The organism is Salinibacterium sp. ZJ70, from assembly GCF_011751865.2.
Classification (GTDB): domain Bacteria; phylum Actinomycetota; class Actinomycetes; order Actinomycetales; family Microbacteriaceae; genus Homoserinibacter.
This window is the reverse complement of sequence record NZ_CP061770.1, coordinates 1378097-1398798: the sequence shown is the minus strand read 5'-3', so window position 1 is coordinate 1398798 and position 20702 is coordinate 1378097. Positions and strand designations below refer to the sequence as shown.

The window sequence follows — 20702 nt, the reverse complement described above, 5'->3', positions numbered from 1 at the left end:
CCCGTCGTGAGCACTTCGAGTCCGGTTCCCGCTGCTGTCCTGTTCGACATGGACGGCACCCTCGTCGACACCGAGCCCTACTGGCTGAACGCTGAAGTCGGTCTCGTGGCCGAGTGGGGCGGCACCTGGACCCAGGAGGACGGCCTGCAGCTCGTGGGCTCCGGGCTCGAGGACTCCGCGCTCGTCTTCCAGTCGCAGGGCGTGGGTCTCTCAGTGCCCGAGATCATCGAGACGCTGACGGATCGCGTCCTCGCCCAGATCGAGGTGCTGGTGCCGTGGCGCCCTGGGGCGCGCGAGCTCCTCGCCGAGCTGCGTGCGGAAGGCGTTCCCACGGCACTCGTGACGATGTCGATCCGCCGCATGGCCGACCGCATCGCGTCCGCCCTCGACGAGCACCTCGGGCAGCCCGCGTTCGATGCGATCGTCGCAGGGGACGAGGTCGACGAGCCGAAGCCGCACCCGGCGCCGTACCTGCGCGCCGCTGAGCTGCTCGGCGTCGACATCCACGCGTGCGTCGCCGTCGAGGATTCGGTGCCCGGCGTCGCCTCCGCGGTCGCTTCGGGCGCAGCGACCCTCGCGGTGCCTTTCCATGTGCACGTCCCCGAGAGCCCTGCCTATGTGATCAGCGAGAAGGGTCTCGACGGGGTGCGCCTCGACGACCTGCGCGCCCTCTTCTCGGAGGATGTCCGATGAGCGTCTTCGCCGAGGGTGACCGCGTGCAGCTCACGGGCCCCAAGAACCGACTGCACACCATCAACCTCAAGAAGGGTGCGGAGTTCGGCACCCACCGCGGGGTCATCAAGCACGACGCCATCATCGGCCTCCCCGAAGGGTCGGTGCTCACGAGCTCCAACGGCGACGCGTATCTCGCGCTCCGCCCGCTGCTGAGCGACTTCGTGATGTCGATGCCGCGTGGCGCCGCCATCATCTACCCGAAGGACGCGGCGCAGATCCTCGCGGTCGCCGACATCTTCCCCGGTGCGACGGTCGTCGAAGCGGGCGTCGGATCCGGTGCGCTGTCTCTGTGGCTGCTGCGTGCGATCGGACCCGAGGGGCGTCTGCTCTCGTTTGAGCGTCGCGAGGAGTTCGCGGAGGTCGCACGCAACAATGTGACCGCGTTCCTCGGCAGCACGCCCGAGAACTGGTCGATCGGGATCGGCGATCTCGCCGAGGAGCTCCCGGCAGCGGTCGAGCCGGGCACGGTCGACCGCATCGTGCTGGACATGCTCGCCCCGTGGGAGTGCCTCGAGTCGGTCTCGGAGGCGCTCGCCCCTGGCGGCGTGCTCGTCTGCTACGTGGCCACCGCGACCCAGCTCTCGCGTGTCGCCGAGGCGATTCGCGAGACGGGCCTCTACACCGAGCCGGCGTCGTCCGAGACGCTCATCCGCGGCTGGCACGTCGAGGGCCTCGCGGTGCGACCCGACCACCGCATGGTCGCGCACACCGCGTTCCTCATCGCCGCTCGTCGTCTCGCTCCCGGCGCGGTTCTCCCGAAGCCCGTGCGACGCGCCTCGAAGACCGAGTACTCGGAGGAAGACGTCGAGCTCTGGACCCCGGGCGCCCTCGGGGTGCGCGACAAGACGGACAAGCGGATCCGCCGAGTGCTGCGGGATTCGCGCGATCTCGTGGCCGGTGGGCCGTCGACATCCCGGGAGGGGTCCGACGACCCCTCCTCAGATCAGTAGAATCATCACGCCCCGTGCATTTCACTGTCACGCCCGCCAGGAAAGAAGGCTTCGTGCGCCGCAATCCCGCGCTTCTCAGCTCCGCCGCGATCGCGATCGTCGCCGCCGCATCCCTGTCGGGATGCACCGTCGATCCGGCCGACTCGTGCTCGCCCTTCGTGGCGCGCGGTGAGAGCGCCTCGCTCGTGACCGCATCGGGCCCCGTCGGATCGCTGCCGAAGGTCGACTTCCCGACCCTCACGGTCGATGCCCCGCAGCTCGCTGTTCTCGAGGAGGGCGACGGACCCGTCGCGCAGAAGGGCATGACCGTCGACTTCGACGCCGCCGTGTTCGACGCCGCCAGCGGACGCCAGCTCATCACCACGAACTTCGACGGATCCCCGGGTGTGCGCTACCGCGCAGGCGCCGTCCCCACGGGCGCCGAGTCCGCCGGTGCACTCGCCGACGCCCTCGTGTGCGCGCAGCCGGGGCAGCGCATCGCGCTCGTCTCGAGCTCGGCAGACTCGGGTCTGGACCTGTCGTCGCTCGGCATCGCACCCGACGCCGAGATCGTGTTCATCGTCGACGTCCAGTCCGTGTTCCTCGGCAAGGCCGACGGCATCAACCAGCTCCCGCTCGACGGCATGCCCACCGTGGTGACGGCGCCTGACGGCACCGTCGGCATCACGGTGCCCGCCGCCGAGGCGCCCGCCGAGACGCGCATCTCGACCATCAAGGCCGGAAGCGGCGAGAAGGTCGAGGAGGGCGACGACGTCGTTCTGCAGATCGCTTCCTGGATCTGGCCCGCCGAGGGCGAGAAGCCCACGAAGCTGCAGTCGACCTGGGCGGGTGTCCCGCTCACCGCGCCCATGTCGGTGGACCCGACGGGTGCCACGGGCCTCACTCAGGGCTTCTACGACGCCGTGATCGGCGCGTCGGTCGGCTCGCAGATCCTCGCGGTCGTCGCCCCCGCCGACTCGTACGCGCCCGGCGCATGGCCGGCCGGCGCACAGGACGGCTCCACCATCATCTACGTCATCGACGTGGTCGGAATCCAGAACCAGGCGGAGTGAGCGCGGCACACGGGAAGGCGAAGCGGGCGGTCCCGGCAGAGGACCGCCAGTTCAGCCTGGTCCTCGCGCTGCTCGCGACAGAATCGGGCCTGACGAAGGCCGAGATCCTGCAGACGGTGCGCGGGTACGCCCAGGACCATGCTGCGGGCGTCGATCCTGCGTCGCTCGATCGCAAGTTCGAGCGCGACAAGGAGAGCATCCGCGAGCTCGGCGTGCCGATCGAGACGGTGTCGCTCATCGGCGACGAGTCCGACAACCACAACCTCCGCTACCGCATCCCCAAGGGCGCCTACGATCTCCCGGACGATGTGCGGTTCACCTCCGACGAGGTGGCACTGCTGAACCTCGCGGCGCGTGTCTGGCAGGAGGGCTCGCTCAGCGGCGAGTCGCGCCGTGCGCTCACCAAGCTGCGCGCGCTCGGCATCTCGACCGACGACCCGCTCATCGGATTCGCACCCAGGATCCGTCTGCGTGAGGAGTCGTTCGAGCCCCTCAGCCAGGCGATCGACAAGCGCATCGCGGTGCGCTTCAGCTACCTCAAGCCGGGGGAGGAGCGCGCTCGCCAGCGTGAGGTGTATCCGCTCGCGCTCGTGCAGTACGAGGGCCGCTGGCATCTGAGCGCGGTGGAGCTCGCGTCCGGCGCGGATCGCACCTTCCTTCTCCGACGCATCGTCGGCGGCGTCACGCCCCTGTCTCAGCAGCCTCCGCACGAGCGCACGGGTGATCACTCGGCCGCGGCCGTCGCAGGACTCGACGCCGTGTGGCAGGCGAATGAGGCCGAGATCCTGGTGCACGCAGGGTCCGATGCCGCATCGCGGCTCACACACCGCCGCGGCACGGCCGAGATCGGCCCCGACACGCTGCGCGTGCATTATCTCGACGAGGCGATCTTCGCCGATGAGCTCGCTGGCTTCGGCCCCGAAGTCCAGGTGCTCTCGCCCGCGACTCTGCGGGACGCCGTCATCGCTCGACTGAAGGCGACGGTGGATGCACATGGCTGAGAAGCGTCGACGCCCCGCAGATCGCGCGGCCCCCGTGCAGGTGCGCGACAAGCTCGCGTTCCTCATCTCGCTCGTGCCGTGGCTGCTCGACAACGACCGGGTGACGGTCGCCGAGGCGGCCGCGCATTTCGATGTCGATGAGAAGCAGATCCGGGAAGCGGTGACCCTCGTCGCCTTGAGCGGTGTCCCCGGCGAGACGGCGGCGTACCTGCCCGGTGACCTGTTCGACATCGACTGGGACGCCTTCGACCGCGGCGAGATCGCGATCACCCACCACGTCGCGATCGACGAGGCTCCCCGCCTCTCCGCGCGCGAAGCGGCGGCACTCATCGCGGGCCTGCGCTACCTGCAGGTGCTGCCCGAGAACGCCAACAGCACGACCCTGCGCACGCTCGTCGACAAGCTCTCGCGCGGCGCCTCCGCCGCCCCGAGCGCCCTCGCCGTCGCCGACGGCCCCTCGCGGGATGCGCTCGACATCGTGCAGAGCGCTATGAACCAGGGGCGCCGCCTCGCGTTCGGCTACGTCAACTCCCGCGATGAGCGCGAAGCGCGCGAGGTCGATCCGCTGCGCGTCGAGTCGATCGACAACGATCTCTACCTGCGCGGATGGTGCCACCTGCGCGGCGCCGTGCGCACCTTCCGCTTCGACCGGATGAGCGACATCGCGATCACCGACACCCCGATCGAACACGATGTCGAGAGCATCACCCTCTCGCGGAATCTGTTCGAGCCCTCCGCGGACGACCTCATCGTGACGATCGAGGCCACACCGGAGTCGCTCGCGCTGCTCACCGATTACCTCGCCGACGATTCGAGCTTCGCCACGGTCGGAGACCGGGTGCGCACGACGATCCGCGTCTCCCACTATCACGGGCTCAAGCGGCTCATCGCGAGCATGCCCGGAGCGGTGCGCGTCGTCGAGCCCGAGCAGGCCCGCGAGATCGTATCCGAATGGGCTTCAGCGGGCCTTGCCCGCTACGCGTAGACTGTGACCACCTTCACCGAGCACCCGAGGACGGAACGATGTTCATTTTCCCGCTTGCCGCGATGCAGCCGTGGAGCTGGCTGCTGATTCTCGTCGTGGTGCTTCTGCTGTTCGGCGCCACCAAGCTTCCCGCTCTCTCGAAGAGCCTGGGCCAGTCGATCAAGATCTTCCGCAAGGAGATGCGCGACGAGAGCAAGGACTCCGGCAGCACCGCCGCCGATGAGGAGCCCACCGCGTCGGGCACCTCCACCGACAAGAAGTAATGACGGCGGCCGAACGCCCGGCCCGGCAGAAGCGATCCCGACAGGCGAATCCTGAGGGGCGGATGTCCCTCGCCGAGCATCTCGTGGAGCTCCGCAAGCGCCTCATGCGTGCGGGACTCGCTGTCGTCATCGGCGCGATCGTCGGCTGGATGCTCTACGACATCGGCTGGCTGGGGGAGCTGATCGACCCGATCATCCCCGGTGCCGCGAAGGCCCTCAACGGTGTGGGCACGTGGACGGCGATCAGTGATCCGGTGTACAGCATCGCGGAGCGCGAAGGGCTCGACGCCGATCGCGTCGCGCTCAACTTCACCAACGTCACGGGTGCGTTCGATGTGCGGTTCCAGATCGCGCTCGTCGCGGGCGTCGTGGTGTCGAGCCCGGCATGGCTCTACCAGATCTTCGCCTTCTTCGTTCCGGGCCTCACCCGCAAGGAGAAGCGCTACACGCTCGCCTTCATCCTCACGGCTGTGCCGCTGTTCCTGGCGGGATGCCTCGCGGGTTGGTTCGTTCTGCCGCGCATCGTCGAGCTCATGTTCCAGTTCGTGCCTGAGGGAGCGACGACGCTCTATGAGGCGCGCACCTACCTCGACTTCGTGCTCAAGCTCATCCTCGCTGTGGGCATCGCGTTCGTCCTCCCCGTGTTCCTCGTGCTGCTGAACTTCGCGGGTGTGCTGCAGGGCATGACGATCCTGCGCGGCTGGCGCTGGGCGATCCTCGCGATCACCGTCTTCACCGCCATGGCCACTCCCGCCGCGGATGTCGTGTCGATGTTCCTGCTCGCGGGCCCGATGATCGTCCTGTACTTCGGCGCCGTGGGCATCGCGGTCTGGCACGATCGCATCGTCGCGAAGCGTCGAGCGGCCATCGAGGCGAACATCGACGCGGAGCTGGGGTCGGCGTGAGCGCCGGGGCCGACGAGACGCCGTCGCCGTCGGAGCGGTACGCCGCCGCGCGGTCTCGAGCGCGCACCCCCCATCTGCAGCGCTTCCGCGAGAAGCTCCCGATCGAGCTCGACGAGTTCCAGATCGAGGCGTGCCGATCGCTGGAGGAGGGGCGCAGTGTGCTCGTCGCCGCCCCGACCGGTGCCGGCAAGACGATCGTCGCGGAGTTCGCGGTGCATCTCGCCCTCGCTGAGGCACGGGCGAAGGTGTTCTACACGACGCCGATGAAGGCCCTCAGCAACCAGAAGTACTCGGAGCTCGCCGCCGAGCATGGCGCCGAGAACGTGGGCCTGCTCACGGGGGACACCAACATCAACTCCGGAGCCCGCGTCGTCGTCATGACGACCGAGGTGCTGCGGAACATGCTCTACGCGGATTCCGATCTGCTCACCGACCTCGCCTACGTGGTGATGGACGAGGTGCACTACCTCGCTGACCGCTTCCGCGGGCCCGTGTGGGAGGAGGTCATCATCCACCTTCCCCGCCCGGTGCGGATGGTGTCGCTCTCGGCAACCGTCTCGAACGCCGAGGAGTTCGGCGACTGGCTGCAGGCGGTGCGCGGCGACACCGACGTGATCGTGTCGGAACGCCGCCCTGTGCCGCTCGAGCAGCATGTCCTCGTTCGGGGAAAGCTCGTGGAGCTCTTCGACGGGGCACAGGACCCGGGCGCGCCGCCCCGAGTGAATCCTGAGCTCACGCGACTCGCCGTCGCCGGGGGCCGAGGCGGTTCAGGCACGTATCGCGGCCCCAATCCCGGCCGTCGCGACACCCGCGGAGGTTTCCAGCGCGACCGCGTCGACCGCCCGCAGGTCGTGCGGACCCTGCAGGACCGCCACCTGCTGCCCGCGATCTTCTTCGTGTTCAGCCGCAACGGCTGCGATCAGGCGGTCGAGCAGGTACTGCGTTCGGACGTGGTGCTCACGGAGCGCTGGGAGCGGGACGAGATCCGGCATCTCGTCGAGGAGCGCTGCGCGGGGCTGCGCGACGAGGATCTCGGCGTGCTCGGCTACTACGGATGGCGCGAAGGTCTCGAACGCGGCGTCGCCGCCCACCATGCGGGCATGATCCCGACCTTCAAGGAGGTCGTGGAGGAGCTGTTCCAGCGCAAGCTCCTGAAGGTCGTCTTCGCGACCGAGACCCTCGCGCTGGGGGTCAACATGCCTGCCCGCACGGTCGTGCTCGAGAAGCTCGAGAAGTTCAACGGCGAGGCGCGCGTGCCGATCACGGCGGGGGAGTACACCCAGCTCACCGGTCGCGCCGGACGCCGCGGGATCGACGTCGAGGGCCACTCGGTCATCCAGTGGCTCGCAGGGCTCGATCCGCAGGCGGTCGCCTCACTCGCCTCGCGTCGCACCTACCCGCTCAATTCGAGCTTCCGCCCGACCTACAATATGGCCGTCAACCTCATCGAGCAGTTCGGTCGGGAGCGCACCCGTCGTGTGCTCGAGAGCTCGTTCGCGCAGTTCCAGGCGGACCGCGCGGTCGTGGATCTCGCCCGCAAGGTGCGCGAGCAGGAGAAGTCGCTTGCGGGCTATGCCGAGGCGATGACGTGCCACCTGGGCGACTTCTCCGAGTACTCCGCCATCCGCCGAGAGCTCGCGGATCTCGAACGCAAGCAGGCTCGGAATCAGGATTCCTCCCGCGGAGACCGCGAACGTCGTCAGCGACGCATCGTCGACCTCCGTCGCCGGATGAAGCAGCATCCCTGCCACGCGTGCAACGACCGCGAGGCGCATGCGCGCTGGGCGGAGCGCTGGTGGCGCCTGAAGCGCGACACGGATCGCATCCGCTCGCAGGTGCGGGGCCGCACGGGCGCCGTCGCGCAGGTGTTCGACCGGATCACCGAGCTGCTGCTCGACCTCGACTACCTCGCGCGCGACGAGAACGGCGAGGTCGTGGTGACAGCTGCGGGTCGTCAGCTGCGGCGCATCTACGGCGATCGCGACCTGCTCGTGGCCGAGTGCCTCCGTTCGGGCATCTGGAACGGGGTCGATGCTCCGACCCTCGCCGCCCTCGCAAGCGCGCTCGTGTACGAGCCCCGGCGCGAGGACGCCATCGAGCGCGGACTTCCGCGCGGACGCTTCCGCGACGTCTTCAGTGCGACCGAGGACATCTGGGTGCGGCTGAGCGACGCGGAGCAGGAACGGCGCCTGCCCGAGACCGCGCCGCTGTCGGCGAGCCTCGCCCTCGCGACGCACCTCTGGGCGGGCGGAGCGCGGCTCGACGCGGTTCTGCGCGACACCGACCTCGCCGCCGGTGACTTCGTGCGCTGGATGAAGCAGATCGTGGATCTTCTCGACCAGATCTCGATCGTCGGTGACGGGGAGCTGGGCCGAACGGCGCGCGTCGCCATCGACGGCATCCGCCGCGGGATCGTGGCCTACACGAGCGTCACATGATGGAGACGCCCACGGACCGGCACACGCGCCCCTTCACACCGCTGTCGGGTGCTGTGCTTCTCGCCGCCGCGGGGGGCTTCCTGCTCGACGGGGCGTTCCCCGATCGCGGGTGGTGGCCGCTCGCGTTCGTCGGCATCGCGCTCGTGCTCGTCGCGGCCTATGGGCGCAGCAACAGCGGGGCGGCCCTCGTGGGTCTCGTGTTCGGGGCGACGTTCTATCTCAGCCACATCGAGTGGGCGACGACGTTCCTCGGCCCGATCCCGTGGGCGGCGCTGTCCACCGTCATGGCGCTGTGGTGCGGGGCGGGCACGGTGCTCATCGCGCTCGCGACACGCGTGATCCCGCGCGCGATCGATTCGCGAGCAGGGCGCATGCTCCTGCTTCCGTTCGTGGTCGCCGGGCTCTGGACGCTGCGCGAAGCGGTCGCGAACGTGTGGCCGTACGGCGGCTTCGCCTGGGGGCGGGTTGCGCTCTCGCAGGCGGAGAGCCCGATGGCCGACCTGTTCCCGTGGCTCGGGGTCTCGGGCGTCAGCTTCGCCATGGTGCTGCTCGTCGCGTTCGGAGTGAGCGCGGCGCGAGAGACGACTCTCCCCGCCCCTCAGCGTGTCATCGCGGTCACCCTGATGGCCGCGACGTTCATCGCGGTGCCGGGCTGGGACGCCGCGTCGTCGGGCGGCATCCGTGTCGCTGCCGTCCAGGGAAATGCCAAGGCCGGCTACTTCGACCCACCCGAGCAGCGCGGCGACAACCTGCGCGATCAGGCGGTCGCGACCCTCGAGCTCGTCGATGAGGACGTCGACGTCGTGGTGTGGCCGGAGGGTGCGTCCGACCTCGACCCGCTTCGCGTGCCGGCCGCGGCGCTCGTGTTCGACCAGATCTCGCGCACGACGGGCGCGCCCCTCGTCGCGGGCGTCATCACCGCGCGCGGCGAGGAGTACTTCAACACATCGCTCGTGTGGCGCGACGGCGAAGGCGCGGGCGACTTCTACGACAAGAAGCATCCCGTGCCGTTCGGTGAATACGTTCCCGACCGCGCCTTCTGGCGTCAGTTCGCCCCCGACCTCATCGACATGATCCAACGGGAATACACCCCGGGCACCACCGACACGGTGGTCGATGTCGGCTCGGACGGACGCGAGATCCTGGCTGGCATCGCGATCTGCTTCGACATCGTCGATGACGCGATCCTGCGCGCGATGGTCGCGGAGGGGGCTGAGATCATCTTCGCCCAGACCAACAACGCGGACTTCGGACGCACCGACGAAAGCGTTCAGCAGCTCGAGATCGCGCGCATCCGCGCGATGGAGCTCTCGCGCACCGTGGTCAACATCTCGACCGTCGGCGCAAGTGCGATCATCCTCCCCGACGGGCGGGTGCTCGATGAGCTGCCGACCTTCACGGCAGCCGCGATGGTGGCGGAGGTGCCCCTCTCCACGACGACGACCCCCGCGGCCGTCGCCGGCGCGGGGGTCGAATGGGGTGTGTCGTTCGCCGCTCTCGGAGTGCTCATCGGAGCTCTCGCGAGCCGGTTCGGTCGGCGCACATCGGCTGCGCGCCGACCGATCCGCTAAGCGGTCTTCGAGCTCTTGGAGCCTTCGCCGCGACGAGCACGCAGGTACTCGAGGCGCTCCTGCAGGATCTCCTCGAGCTCGGCGCGCGTGCGGCGCTCGAGCAGCATGTCCCAGTGGGTGCGGGCGGCCTTGGTCTCGGCCTCCACGGATTCTACGAGATTTCCGTCTTCACCGACCAGTCGTCCTTCGAGCCCCGTTCGGGGCGATTCCCACGTGTCGGGCACGTCGGCCTCGGCAGCGAAAATCACCTCGAAAGTGGTCCCGTCTTCCGAGCGGTACACCGCCTTCTTGCGGGGCGAGAACTCGACTCCCTCTTCGCTCTGCATGCTCTGAGCTCCGAGTCGCATTCCGCGCAAACTACGATCCGCCATTGTGTGGCCTCCTCTGCGCCGTGGGGGGTGGTGCGCGCGTGGCGCGCGAGGCGGCCGTCCGTGGTGGGGTCAGGTCGCCGTGCAACGATGTGCAACACCACCGTGGCGCAAGTCATTCCCGCGCCATGGCGTTTTCAGTCGTTTCCCAGGGACCTCGACGCGGATTGGTAGCGGACGGGGGCCATCCATCGGTGATTTGTCACCTATTCGGGTGACGCCGCCGCTCGACGAGGGGGAGTGCGAGGTCGGCGCGGTCGGTGACGAGCCCGTCGACACCTGCGTCGAGAAGCCGGGTCATGTCGTCCGGATCGTTCACGGTCCAGATGTGCATCTCGACGCCGACGGCGTGGAAGGTCCGAATCGCGCGGGGAGTCACCACGCGCGCACCTGCGACGGTCTCCGGCAGCTGAACGGCGTCCACACCCGCCAGGATGCGGCGCAGCAGGCCCGTCGAGCCCGCGCGCGCCGCGTGCACCGCGGGCAGTGCGCCGCTCGCCGAGATCGACGTCGCGACCCCGGGGAGCTGATCCACGACCGCACGGCGGCGCGACGTCGAGAACGAGCTGATGAGGACGCGATCCACCGCCCGCAGATCGGTGACGGCCTTCACGACACCGGGGATGGCGTCCTGCGATTTCACGTCGATGTTGAACCGTGTCTCGGGGAACGCGTCGAGCGCCTCGGCGAGGGAGCAGAAGCTCTGACCCTCACCGAGCGGAACACGCCGCAGCTCCGCCGCGGTGAGCTGCGCGACCCGCACATCGCGTCCCGCGACCCGCTTCAGATCGGCGTCGTGGCTCACGATGGCCAGCCCGTCGGCCGAGCCGTTGACGTCGGTCTCGATGTAGCGCGCGCCCGCGTTCACCGCATGCAGGAACGCGAGCAGCGTGTTCTCAGGCGCATGGGCAGCGAGGCCTCGGTGGGCCAGCACCCGCGGGGTGGGAAGCCTCAGGAATCCGGCATCAGCATCGTCACGACGTGGCATGAGGTCCTTCGAGATGTTCGGGTGCGGCGACGACGAGCGCACGACCGCGCTCGAATCCGGTGATGACGATGCGAGCGTCCGGCTCGAGCGGCGCCGTGCCGGGCTCGGGAGAGACGGGTACCAACACGCCGTTGGCGAGGCGGGCGCGCGGATCTCGCCCGCGGGCGATCACACGGCCGGTGAGGCCCATGACCGCTGGGACGTTCGGGATCACGGCACCGCTGCGGCGAGCCATGAGACAGGAGGCGACGAGTGCGCCGACGAGCAGAACGGTCGTGAGGGATGCCCACACCACGCTCGGATCCGCCTCGAATGCCACGGTATCGCCCTTCCGACATCGTCACCTCGAAACTACACCGCGGCGGATGCCGGACGAGTGCGGCACCCTCGCTAGGGTGGGGGATCGTGAATGACGTTCTCCCCACTGACTCGCTGCGCGGCCTCCGCGTGCTCATCACCGGCTCTTCTCGCGGCATCGGCGCCGACACCGCGCGCTACCTCGCCGCCGCTGGCGCCAAGGTCGTCATCAACTACCGCAACAAGGAAGCGCGCGCCCTCAAGGTCGTCGAGGGCATCGAAGCCGCTGGCGGCGAGGCGATCGCCGTCGGCGCCGACCTCACCGATCCGGCATCGGTCGCGGCGATGTTCGCCACCGTGCGCGAGGCGTGGGGCGGGCTCGACATCGTCGTGCTCAACGCCTCCGGCGGGATGGAGCAGGGGATGGGCGAGGACTACGCGATGCGCCTCAACCGCGACGCGCAGGTCAACGTGCTCGACGCAGCCGTGCCGCTGCTGCACGCGGGGTCGCGCGTCGTCTTCGTGACGAGCCACCAGGCGCACTTCATCAAGACCGTCCCGACGATGCCCGAGTACGAGGCTGTCGCCCTCAGCAAGCGCGCGGGCGAGGACGCCCTCCGCGCGCGCATCCCCGAGTTGGAGGCCGCGGGCATCGGATTCGTCGTCGTCTCCGGCGACATGATCGAGGGCACCATCACGGCGACCCTGCTCGAGCGCACCAACCCGGGCGCCATCGCGTCGCGTCGCGAGGCCGCGGGCAAGCTGTACAACGTGTCCGAGTTCGCCGCCGAGGTCGCACGCGCCGCGATCGAGGAGATCCCGGCCGACAACACGCGCTACATCGGCGACGTGTCGTACTTCACCGGATACGCGGGCTGAGGTCGGTCGATGACGAGCACGCATCGGCACCGTCCGGTGTCACGCGTGCTCGTCTTCGACCGCGAGGGACGCACGCTGCTGTTCCTCACGACGGCTCCGGATTCGTCAGGCGTCGCGCGCTGGCTGACACCCGGCGGGGGAGTCGACCCGGGGGAGTCTCATGCTGACGCCGCTCGCCGTGAGCTCTTCGAGGAGACCGGGCTCGTGGCGACGGATCTCGGTGAGCCGGTGTGGGCCCACGACTACGACGTCGAGTGGGACAGCGCCGACCACGATTCCGGCCACGCCGAGTTCTACCGACTCGTGACCGACCGCTTCGAGCCGTCGACCGACCATTGGACGGACGACGAGCGCGTCGACGTGCTGCAGCACCGGTGGTGGAGCCTCGACGAGCTCCTCGCCGAGAACCCCCGATTCGAACCCGCCGAGCTCGTCGAGCTCGTGCGCGCCCACGCGCCTCACCCTGAGGCCTGACCGAAGGGACGTGCGATGGCGCACCCCGACGCCGTTCACCGCGACCGCATCGACCGCGAGGAGCGGGAACTCTCGTTCGCGACGTTCGCCCCCGACGACGCGTGGCGGCTGGGCTCGACGATCCGTGAGTTCGCTGTCGAGCGCGGGCTCGCCGTGACGATCGACGTGCACCTGGGGGAGCAGCAGGTGTTTCACGCCGCCCTCGCCGGCACCTCCGCCGACAACGATGACTGGATCGCCCGCAAGATCCGCACCGTGCGACGCTTCGCTCGCCCGAGCATGGCGATCGAACTCGATGAGGGGATCGACTGGCTCGACGGCGCCGTCTTCGCTCGCGCGGGAGGCTGTGTGCCGATCCGCGTGAACGGCGCGATGGTCGGCACGGCGACGGTCTCGGGGCTCTCGAGCATCGACGACCACGACCTCGTCATCGAGGGTCTGCGCGCTCTTCACGACTGAACGTGCCCCGAATGCGGGGTGGCGTCACGGCGTTCGCAGGTTCATCGTGGGCGCATGGGCACCCCCGAGCTCGCACCTGAATCCCTGGTCACGGCGGCTTCCGTTATCGGTCTCGTCGTCGCGGCGTTCCTCACGCTCTGGCTTGTGGTGCGCGCGGCGATCCGCAGCGAACTGCGAGCGGAGCGGCGGAGAGAGATGGGGCGCTCGCCGTCGACGGGCCCCGCACCCGCGTCTGCGACGTGGAGCCAGAGCCCGGCACCTCAGCCGGCGCCACCTCCGGATGCGAGCCTCGGGGAGCTTCCTCCGCCGATCTCGCACACCGCTGTGCCCATCAGTCCCGCACCCGTCGGCTACGTTATGTCAGAACCGATCCCACAGGGGCCTGCGTTCGCGATCGGGGCCGCACCGCCCGTGTCCGAGCTGAACCAGCACGCCCCGAGGCCGTCCGCTGCGGCAGACGCGGCGCCGATGATCGCACCGAGTCCAGCTCGCGCGGCACCATCATCCACCCAGACGCCCGACCTGGCCCGACGGGCGTTCGAGAAGCTCTCGGGGGCGCCAGCAGCACCGAACACCCCGAATCCACCGGCCTCAGAGGAGACGGCGATACCCCCCGCTCGCGCGCCCGGTCGCCACGCGTAATAGCACTGATAAGCGCGATTATGTCAGGTGAAGGGTGAATGCCCTCGCGGATATCCGTCGCCCGAACGATGTCACGACCCTCCCCGCCTGACAACGTGATCGCATGAGCACCGGCACCAGTCATGCACCCACACGCCGCAACCGGCCGCTGACGGTCGCGCTCGTCGGCCTCTGCCTCACGGTGTGGAGCGCGGGCGCACTCGCGATCGAGAGATATCGCTCCAGCGACGTCGCCAACCACGAATGCCCCCTCATCCCCGCCGACGTCATCCGCCATCACATCGTTCCCGAATCCCTCCAGAGCGCGTGGCGCTGGACGCCTCCCGGAGTGACGTGCGTGTATGCCACACGAGACGGCGGAACGGTCGAATACGGCCCAGCGCCGACGTGGACGATCGTGCTGCTCGTGGGCGGCGTCGGTGCGGTCGCCGCACCCGCGGGCGCGATCGTCCACTTCGTCCGTCGGACCCGACAGCACCCCCCGGCTCCTGTGCCATAGCTTGCGACGCACCTCGAGTTCGAGGGAGCCTCGGGGACCTCACTCCATGTTCCGAGAGGCGTAGCCAGTCCCGATCATCGAAGCTGGCGGCCTGCACGCCCTCAGTCCGTGCGCCACCAGGTGTCGTCGGGACCGACGGGCACCGTGCGCTTGTGGGCGGTCATCCGGTAGCGGTCTTGGAGTTCGGCAGCAGCCACCGGATCGATCTCGCGCCCCTCGAGGAAGTCGTCGATCTGCTCGTACTCCATGTCGAGCTCGTGCTCGTCGGCCTGGCCGGGCTTGTCGTCGAGCAGGTCGGCTGTGGGCGTCTTCTCGTACAGGCGCGCCGGCGCGTCGAGCGCGATCAGCAGGGCGCGCCCCTGGCGCTTGGTGAGTCCGCTCAGCGGGAGCACATCCGATCCCCCATCGCCGAACTTCGTGAAGAAGCCGGTGACCGCTTCGGCGGCATGGTCGGTGCCGATGACGAGCGCCCCTCTCTCGCCGGCGATCGCGTACTGCGCGACCATGCGCATGCGCGCCTTCACATTGCCCTTCGTGTAGTCGCGCAGCGGTTCGCCCGCACTGCGCTCGTACTCCGCGGCGATGCCGTCGACGCCACCGGCGATGTCGAACACGAGCGAGACATCCGGCTGGATGAAGTCGAGGGCGAGCTGGGCGTCAGCCTCATCCGCCTGCACGCGGTACGGCAGACGCACGGCTGTGAACGTGGCCGCTCCCCCGTCGGCGCGCACCTTCTCGACGGCGAGCTGCGCGAGCTTGCCCGCGAGGCTCGAATCCTGCCCGCCGGAGATGCCGAGCACGAAGCCCTTCGCCCCCGTCGCGCCCAGATACTCCACGAGGAAGTCGCGACGCCGCTCGATCTCGGCGGCCGGGTCGATCTGGGGTGTCACGCCCAGTGCGGCGATGATCTCACGCTGCGTCGTCATGGTCTCCCTCTCGGCGAGCTGATGTGCTCACTCCATCATGCGCTTCTCTCGTTGCGCACGCGTGACGGATTTCGGATTCGCGACCATTCCCGGAGGCCGCTCACCGAGATCAGCGCATCGGAGTCCACCCCGGCGGCAGCGGGCCGTCGATGAGTGCGCGCTCGCGGTCCACGCGCGCCGACCACCCCTGGGCGGCATCGACGGCGTCGAAGCCGCCGCGCGCCACCCGGAATCCGACATCGTCCTGGTGCGTCCGCGGTGCGCCGCCGCGACGTGCGCCCGCGCGCGCACTCCACGCGTCGTCCGCGTAGCCGCCGCCCCGGAACACCCGATAGTCGTCGTAACGGCCCGGGTCGAGCAGGTCCCAGCACCACTCCCAGACGTTCCCGAGGGTGTCGAAGAGGCCATTGAGGTTCGGATGCTTGCCGCCGACGTCCTGAGGGCTCGTGACGCCGTCGGCCGCCGTCCAGGCGACCTCGGCGAGCGGGCCGTAATGCGCCCCGGTCGATCCGGCGCGGCACGCGAACTCCCACTCAGCCTCGGTGGGCAGCCGGTAGCCGTCGGCATCGACATGCCACGTGACGAGCTCACCGTCGAAGCTGTATGCCGGGTCGAGTCCGTCCCATTCCGACGCGGCGTTGCAGAAGCGGATGGCGCGCAGCCAGCTCACGTCGACGGCGGGGCGACGCGGGTGCCGAGCGGTCTCCCCCAGCAGCTCGGCGACCTGCGCTTCGGTCACCGGGTAGACACCCATCTCGAACGGCTCGAGCTCGACGACGCGCCTGAGCCCCCGCCGCGCGTCGTGCAGCTCGACGGAGCCGCCGCCGATGTGCGTCATCTCGATATCCGGCACCCGTGAAGTCTGTCACGCACGCCTAGACTCGCCATGACCAAGGAGGAAGATTGCTCAACTGGGCGGGGAACGTGCGGTTCGGCGCCGCGGGTTCGGTGACGGTGCCGACCGTCGCGGATCTGCAGCACCGGATCGCGACGCGGACGCAGGGCGTCCGCCCCATCGGCACCGCGCATTCCTTCTCGACGGTCGCCGACGGCCCACCCACGAGCACCTTCCTGCGACTGCTCAGCTCGGCAGAGAGCGAGCTGAGGGTCGCCACGGACCGTCGCAGTGTGCGCATCCCTGCGGCACGCACGTACGGCGAGATCGCCCCGCTCCTCGAAGCCGAGGGCCTCGCGCTCGCCAACCTGGCTTCCCTCCCCCATATCTCCGTCGGCGGCTCCGTCTCCACGGGCAGTCATGGCTCCGGCGCATCGCTCGGCTCACTCGCGACCGCCGTGCGCGCGATCGAACTCGTGAACGGGCGCGGCGAGCTCGTCACGCTGCGGCGCGGAGACCCCGACTTCGCGGGCGCTGTCGTCTCGCTCGGGGCACTCGGGGTCTTCACCCACCTCGAGCTCGACGTCGAGCCGACGTTCGACATCGCACAGCGCGTCTACCTCGGCCTGCCGCTCGACGGTGTGCTCGAGAACTTCACCGAGGTCACCTCGCTCGGCTACAGCGTGAGCCTCTTCACGACCTGGAGCGATGCGGATATCGTCGATCAGCTGTGGCTGAAGCGCCGCGTCGACCGCGACCCCGAGCCGCCCGCTGACGTACTCGGAGCTCTCCCCGCCCGCGTTCCGATGCACCCGATCGGCGAAGGCGACACCGCCGCCTGCACCCCGCAGCTCGACGAACCCGGGCCGTGGCACACCCGGCTCCCCCACTTCCGACTCGAGCACACACCCTCGCTCGGCGTCGAGATCCAGAGCGAGTACCTCGTGCCGCTCGCGCAGGCGGAGGAGGCGCTGCGCGAGGTGCGCAGCCTGGCGCACGTCATCGCTCCTCACCTGCTCGTGTGCGAGATCCGCCGAATCGCCCCCGATGATCTGTGGCTCTCGGGCGCGTACGGCACGGATGCCGTCGGCATCCACTTCACCTGGCGTCGCCGCCCCGCACAGCTCGCGAAGCTGCTGCCGATGCTCGAAGAGCGTCTGCTGCCACGTGGCGCGCGCCCGCACTGGGGCAAGCAGTTCGTCGCCGATCGCGCGCAGCTGGCCGCGCTGTATCCGCGGTTCGACGACTTCCGCGCCCTCGCCGAGCGCTTCGACCCATACCGGCTGTTCCGCAACGGCTTCCTCGCGGAGAAGGTGGGTCTTCCCGGGCGCTAGGGTTCGGGCATGAGATCTTCTCGCGTCGCTGTCGCGCTCGCGGCTGGACTGGTGCTCACCGGATGCCAGGGCGGCTTCCTTCCTGCGCCGACCCCGTCGCCCACCGCGACGATCGCCCCCTGGGAGCCGCTCCTCGCGCCAGAGGCGGCAGCAGGGGTCGGCGAGATCGCGCTCGTCGCCGATGAGCCGTTCGCGGGAAACTTCCGATTCCAGCTCTGGATGCAGGGCTGGGAAGGCGATGCCGGTCCGCTGTCGACGTCGTTCCGTCAGTCGAGCCTCGGCTGCACCGCCGCATACTCCCCCTCCGCTGTCGCGGCGTCGCGGGCAGCGCTCGCGGATGCCGAGGCGAGCGCGTCTCTGCTCGCCGAGATCGCCACCGGCACCGAGCTCGAGAGCGCGCGACGGGGCGTCTGGCTGAGCGATCCTGCCTTCGACGTGATGCACACGATCACCGAGACCGACGATTCGGTGAGCTACATCGCCGTGCGCGTGTTCTCGGCGCTCGGCACCGAGCACGTCGTGCGCCTCGACTGCCCGAGCCGCGAACGCTTCCGCGACGTCTACGCGACGTTCCGCGAATCGGGTGGCGTCATCGCGAGCCTCACGGCCGCCGCCCCCGCCACCGCGGATCGCATCGGTCCGTTCCACGTGCGCATCCCGATCGACCTGGGGCCCGGCCCTCACGCGATGGGCACGGTCGCGCTCGATGCCGACGGTCATCCCGCCCGCTACACGGTCGCACCCGACGACGAGTGGGGCCATATTGCCGCCCGGTTCGGCCTCTCTGCCGTGATGCCTACGGAAGGCATCGGCGTGGACGGCGTGAACACCTACACCGGCTACCTCACGACCATCAACTCGGTGCGGCGAGGCGAGAGCCCCTGGACGCTCTACGTGGGCGACACCGTCAACCTCTCGGCTTTCACTGTCACCTCGGTGGGAAGGATCAACGGCTCCTCTACCGCGCTGCCTGCTCCCGATCCGCTCCCCGCCCAGCGCTGACGGGCTCTCAGCTGGCGCATGGGAGAATGGATGGCACGCTCCTTCGCCCGCGGACCGTGCATCGACGAGAGAGACCCGCACGCACGTGAACGACCCGCAGCCGACGAGCGCCATCGACCCGCACGACCTCGAAGTGACTCTGCGTGTGCTGTCCACCCTGCACACGATCGACAACGAGCACCCCGACTTCCTCGCCGTGCGCCAGGCGACCGCGCACATGTTCAAGGAGGTCAAGCGCGAGCGCCGTCGCGAGCGCAAGGCCGCCATCCTCGACCACGAGCGCGCCGTGATCGCGCAGACGGCGACGGGTGCGCCCGACCGCATCGACGACGAGACGCGTGGAGTCCCGATCTCGGGGACCGCGACCGCAGAGGTCGCTGGCGTTCTGCTGAAGCCCCGCCCCTGCTACATCTGCAAGCAGGACTACACCGTCGTCGACGCCTTCTACCACCAGCTGTGCCCGAGCTGCGCGGCGATGAGCCACGCGAAGCGCGACGCCCGCACCGACCTCACCGGCAAGCGCGCGCTGCTGACGGGCGGTCGCGCGAAGATCGGCATGTACATCGCGCTGCGTCTGCTGCGTGATGGTGCGCACACCACCATCACGACCCGCTTCCCTCGGGATGCCGTTCGCCGCTTCACGAGCCTTCCCGACTCGCACGAGTGGATCGACCGCCTGCGCATCGTCGGCATCGATCTGCGCGACCCGGCGCAGGTCATCGGACTCGCCGAGTCGGTCGCCGCGCAGGGGCCGCTCGACATCCTCATCAACAACGCCGCACAGACCGTGCGTCGCTCCCCCGGCGCCTACCAGCCTCTCGTCGAGGCCGAGCTCGCGCCTCTGCCCGACGGCCCGCTTCCGGAGCTCGAGACGTTCGGCCACACGATGGATCCGCATCCGCTCGCGCTTGCCCAGTCCGTGTCGTCGCACCCGATCCTCGCTGCCGCTGCCGCGAAGGCCGAGACGCTGACCGAGCTCGCACTCACGGCGGGATCATCGTCACTCGAACGCCTCGCCGCGGGCACCGCGATCGACGCCGGCGGGCTCGTGCCCGACCTCGCCGACACGAACTCCTGGGTGCAGAGCGTCGACCAGGTCGACCCGCTCGAGATGCTCGAGGTGCAGCTCGCCAACGAGACCGCGCCGTTCATCCTCATCTCGAAGCTCCGCGCCTCGCTCGCCGCGTCGCCTGCGCGCCGCACCTACATCGTGAATGTGAGCGCCATGGAGGGCGTGTTCGGGCGCGGCTACAAGGGCCCCGGCCACCCCCACACCAATATGGCCAAGGCCAGCGTCAACATGCTCACCCGCACGAGCGCACGCGAGATGTTCGAGAGCGACGGCATCCTCATGACGAGCGTCGACACCGGATGGATCACCGACGAGCGCCCGCACCCCACCAAGGTGCGTCTCGCCGAGGAGGGCTTCCACGCTCCCCTCGACCTCGTCGACGGCGCCGCCCGCGTGTACGACCCGATCGTGCGCGGCGAGGCGGGCGAAGACCTCTTCGGCGTCTTCCTCAAGGACTACGCACCGGGACAGTGGTGACCGAGCTGCCCGACGAGCGGATCGTCCGATTCTGGGCGGACGCGCGCGCCGTGCACCCGGAGCTGCCTGAGCAGCTGCCCGAGGCGTGGGCGTTCGGCGCAACGCCCGAGCACGCCGACGGGCTCCTGGAGCTCGTTCTCGCAGGCATCAAGACCGGCACCGCCTCGTCGGTGTGGGACTACGAGCACACGGGCGAGTCTCTGCCGCAGGAGGGCGAACACAGCATCCTGCTCGACGGGCGGGGTGCACCGCGCGCGGTCATCGTGACGACCTCGATCGAGGTCGTGCCGTTCGACGAGGTGACGGAGGAGCACGCCGCGGCAGAGGGCGAAGGCGACCGCACTCTGGCCGCCTGGCGCGACATCCACGAGCGCTACTGGTCGAACCACTCCGAGAGTCCGCGCGGCTACGCCGCGGACATGCCTGTGCTGTGCGAGCGCTTCCGTGTCGTGCATGTCGCAGATGCACCCGCGGACTGATCGCAGCCGCTAGCCTCTCGACGTGAGGACTGCCTCCCCACCCGTTCCGTCGGAGGCGATGACTCCCTCAC

The 20702-nt window shown here is 69.4% G+C and carries 22 protein-coding genes; 17 read left to right on the top strand and 5 right to left on the bottom strand.

The annotated features are described in order from the left end of the window. Positions 1-6: 6 nt before the first annotated feature. From HCR12_RS06590 to lnt, 9 genes are all read left to right on the top strand, one after another. Positions 7-693, top strand: coding sequence for an HAD family hydrolase (locus tag HCR12_RS06590; protein ID WP_370589339.1), 687 nt, complete (start codon positions 7-9; stop codon positions 691-693). Continuing rightward, entirely contained in the window at positions 690-1685 is a 996-nt protein-coding gene (locus HCR12_RS06585) for a tRNA (adenine-N1)-methyltransferase (protein ID WP_166864216.1), read from the top strand. The genes HCR12_RS06590 and HCR12_RS06585 overlap by 4 nt, the downstream gene beginning before the upstream one ends. A 53-nt stretch (positions 1686-1738) precedes the next feature. Continuing rightward, entirely contained in the window at positions 1739-2737 is a 999-nt protein-coding gene (locus HCR12_RS06580) for an FKBP-type peptidyl-prolyl cis-trans isomerase (RefSeq protein WP_191412368.1), read from the top strand. Next, complete coding sequence (locus HCR12_RS06575; RefSeq protein WP_224763704.1) at positions 2734-3738, top strand: helix-turn-helix transcriptional regulator; 1005 nt, start codon at positions 2734-2736, stop codon at positions 3736-3738. Before HCR12_RS06580 ends, HCR12_RS06575 begins: the two co-directional genes overlap by 4 nt. Next, complete coding sequence (locus tag HCR12_RS06570; protein WP_166864207.1) at positions 3731-4723, top strand: helix-turn-helix transcriptional regulator; 993 nt, start codon at positions 3731-3733, stop codon at positions 4721-4723. The genes HCR12_RS06575 and HCR12_RS06570 overlap by 8 nt, the downstream gene beginning before the upstream one ends. Before the next feature lie 38 nt (positions 4724-4761). Continuing rightward, on the top strand, positions 4762-4986 hold the full coding sequence (gene tatA, locus HCR12_RS06565) for a twin-arginine translocase TatA/TatE family subunit (RefSeq protein WP_166864204.1): 225 nt from the start codon (positions 4762-4764) through the stop codon (positions 4984-4986). 62 nt (positions 4987-5048) lie between these two features. Further along, positions 5049-5891, top strand: coding sequence for a twin-arginine translocase subunit TatC (gene tatC, locus HCR12_RS06560; protein WP_166864200.1), 843 nt, complete (start codon positions 5049-5051; stop codon positions 5889-5891). Next, a complete protein-coding gene (locus tag HCR12_RS06555) occupies positions 5888-8329 on the top strand; it encodes a DEAD/DEAH box helicase (protein ID WP_166864197.1) in 2442 nt (813 codons plus the stop codon). The genes tatC and HCR12_RS06555 overlap by 4 nt, the downstream gene beginning before the upstream one ends. Beyond that, the gene (gene lnt / locus HCR12_RS06550; RefSeq protein WP_224763703.1) at positions 8329-9900 is read left to right on the top strand and encodes an apolipoprotein N-acyltransferase; all 1572 of its coding nucleotides are present in this window, start codon (positions 8329-8331) and stop codon (positions 9898-9900) included. The genes HCR12_RS06555 and lnt overlap by 1 nt, the downstream gene beginning before the upstream one ends. On the opposite strand, the gene HCR12_RS06545 is transcribed toward lnt, so the two are convergent. From HCR12_RS06545 to HCR12_RS06535, 3 genes are all read right to left on the bottom strand, one after another. Next, a complete protein-coding gene (locus HCR12_RS06545) occupies positions 9897-10271 on the bottom strand; it encodes an RNA polymerase-binding protein RbpA (RefSeq protein WP_166864190.1) in 375 nt (124 codons plus the stop codon). The genes lnt and HCR12_RS06545 overlap by 4 nt on opposite strands. A gap of 199 nt (positions 10272-10470) precedes the next feature. Continuing rightward, positions 10471-11256 carry a glycerophosphodiester phosphodiesterase family protein gene (locus HCR12_RS06540; RefSeq protein ID WP_166864186.1) on the bottom strand — a complete coding sequence of 262 codons (786 nt, stop codon included), beginning with the start codon at positions 11254-11256 and terminating at the stop codon, positions 10471-10473. After that, complete coding sequence (locus HCR12_RS06535) at positions 11243-11575, bottom strand: hypothetical protein (protein ID WP_166864183.1); 333 nt, start codon at positions 11573-11575, stop codon at positions 11243-11245. Before HCR12_RS06535 ends, HCR12_RS06540 begins: the two co-directional genes overlap by 14 nt. Positions 11576-11661: 86 nt before the next feature. Here HCR12_RS06535 and HCR12_RS06530 point away from each other — a divergent pair, with 86 nt between their 5' ends. From HCR12_RS06530 to HCR12_RS06515, 4 genes are all read left to right on the top strand, one after another. Beyond that, positions 11662-12432, top strand: a complete 771-nt coding sequence (locus tag HCR12_RS06530) for an SDR family oxidoreductase (protein ID WP_224763702.1) — start codon at positions 11662-11664, stop codon at positions 12430-12432. A gap of 9 nt (positions 12433-12441) precedes the next feature. Next, complete coding sequence (locus tag HCR12_RS06525; protein ID WP_166864177.1) at positions 12442-12906, top strand: NUDIX hydrolase; 465 nt, start codon at positions 12442-12444, stop codon at positions 12904-12906. A gap of 15 nt (positions 12907-12921) precedes the next feature. Next, complete coding sequence (locus tag HCR12_RS06520; protein WP_166864173.1) at positions 12922-13365, top strand: heme-degrading domain-containing protein; 444 nt, start codon at positions 12922-12924, stop codon at positions 13363-13365. A 745-nt stretch (positions 13366-14110) separates the two neighbouring features. Continuing rightward, complete coding sequence (locus HCR12_RS06515) at positions 14111-14506, top strand: hypothetical protein (protein ID WP_166864169.1); 396 nt, start codon at positions 14111-14113, stop codon at positions 14504-14506. Positions 14507-14607: 101 nt separating this feature from the next. Here HCR12_RS06515 and nadE read toward each other — a convergent pair whose 3' ends face one another. Further along, positions 14608-15432, bottom strand: a complete 825-nt coding sequence (nadE, locus tag HCR12_RS06510) for an ammonia-dependent NAD(+) synthetase (RefSeq protein WP_166864165.1) — start codon at positions 15430-15432, stop codon at positions 14608-14610. A 109-nt stretch (positions 15433-15541) separates the two neighbouring features. Further along, on the bottom strand, positions 15542-16270 hold the full coding sequence (locus HCR12_RS06505; RefSeq protein ID WP_166867195.1) for a formylglycine-generating enzyme family protein: 729 nt from the start codon (positions 16268-16270) through the stop codon (positions 15542-15544). 65 nt (positions 16271-16335) lie between these two features. Here HCR12_RS06505 and HCR12_RS06500 point away from each other — a divergent pair, with 65 nt between their 5' ends. The 4 genes from HCR12_RS06500 (at position 16336) to HCR12_RS06485 (ending at position 20631) form a co-directional block, all read left to right on the top strand. Continuing rightward, positions 16336-17601 carry a D-arabinono-1,4-lactone oxidase gene (locus HCR12_RS06500; protein WP_166864162.1) on the top strand — a complete coding sequence of 422 codons (1266 nt, stop codon included), beginning with the start codon at positions 16336-16338 and terminating at the stop codon, positions 17599-17601. A gap of 9 nt (positions 17602-17610) precedes the next feature. Beyond that, positions 17611-18603 carry a hypothetical protein gene (locus tag HCR12_RS06495; RefSeq protein ID WP_166864159.1) on the top strand — a complete coding sequence of 331 codons (993 nt, stop codon included), beginning with the start codon at positions 17611-17613 and terminating at the stop codon, positions 18601-18603. Between the two features lie 85 nt (positions 18604-18688). Beyond that, the gene (locus HCR12_RS06490; RefSeq protein WP_166864156.1) at positions 18689-20152 is read left to right on the top strand and encodes an SDR family NAD(P)-dependent oxidoreductase; all 1464 of its coding nucleotides are present in this window, start codon (positions 18689-18691) and stop codon (positions 20150-20152) included. Positions 20153-20157: 5 nt separating this feature from the next. Further along, positions 20158-20631 (top strand): ASCH domain-containing protein, encoded by a 474-nt coding sequence (locus tag HCR12_RS06485; protein ID WP_166867193.1) that lies wholly within the window; start codon positions 20158-20160, stop codon positions 20629-20631. Positions 20632-20702 lie beyond the last annotated feature (71 nt).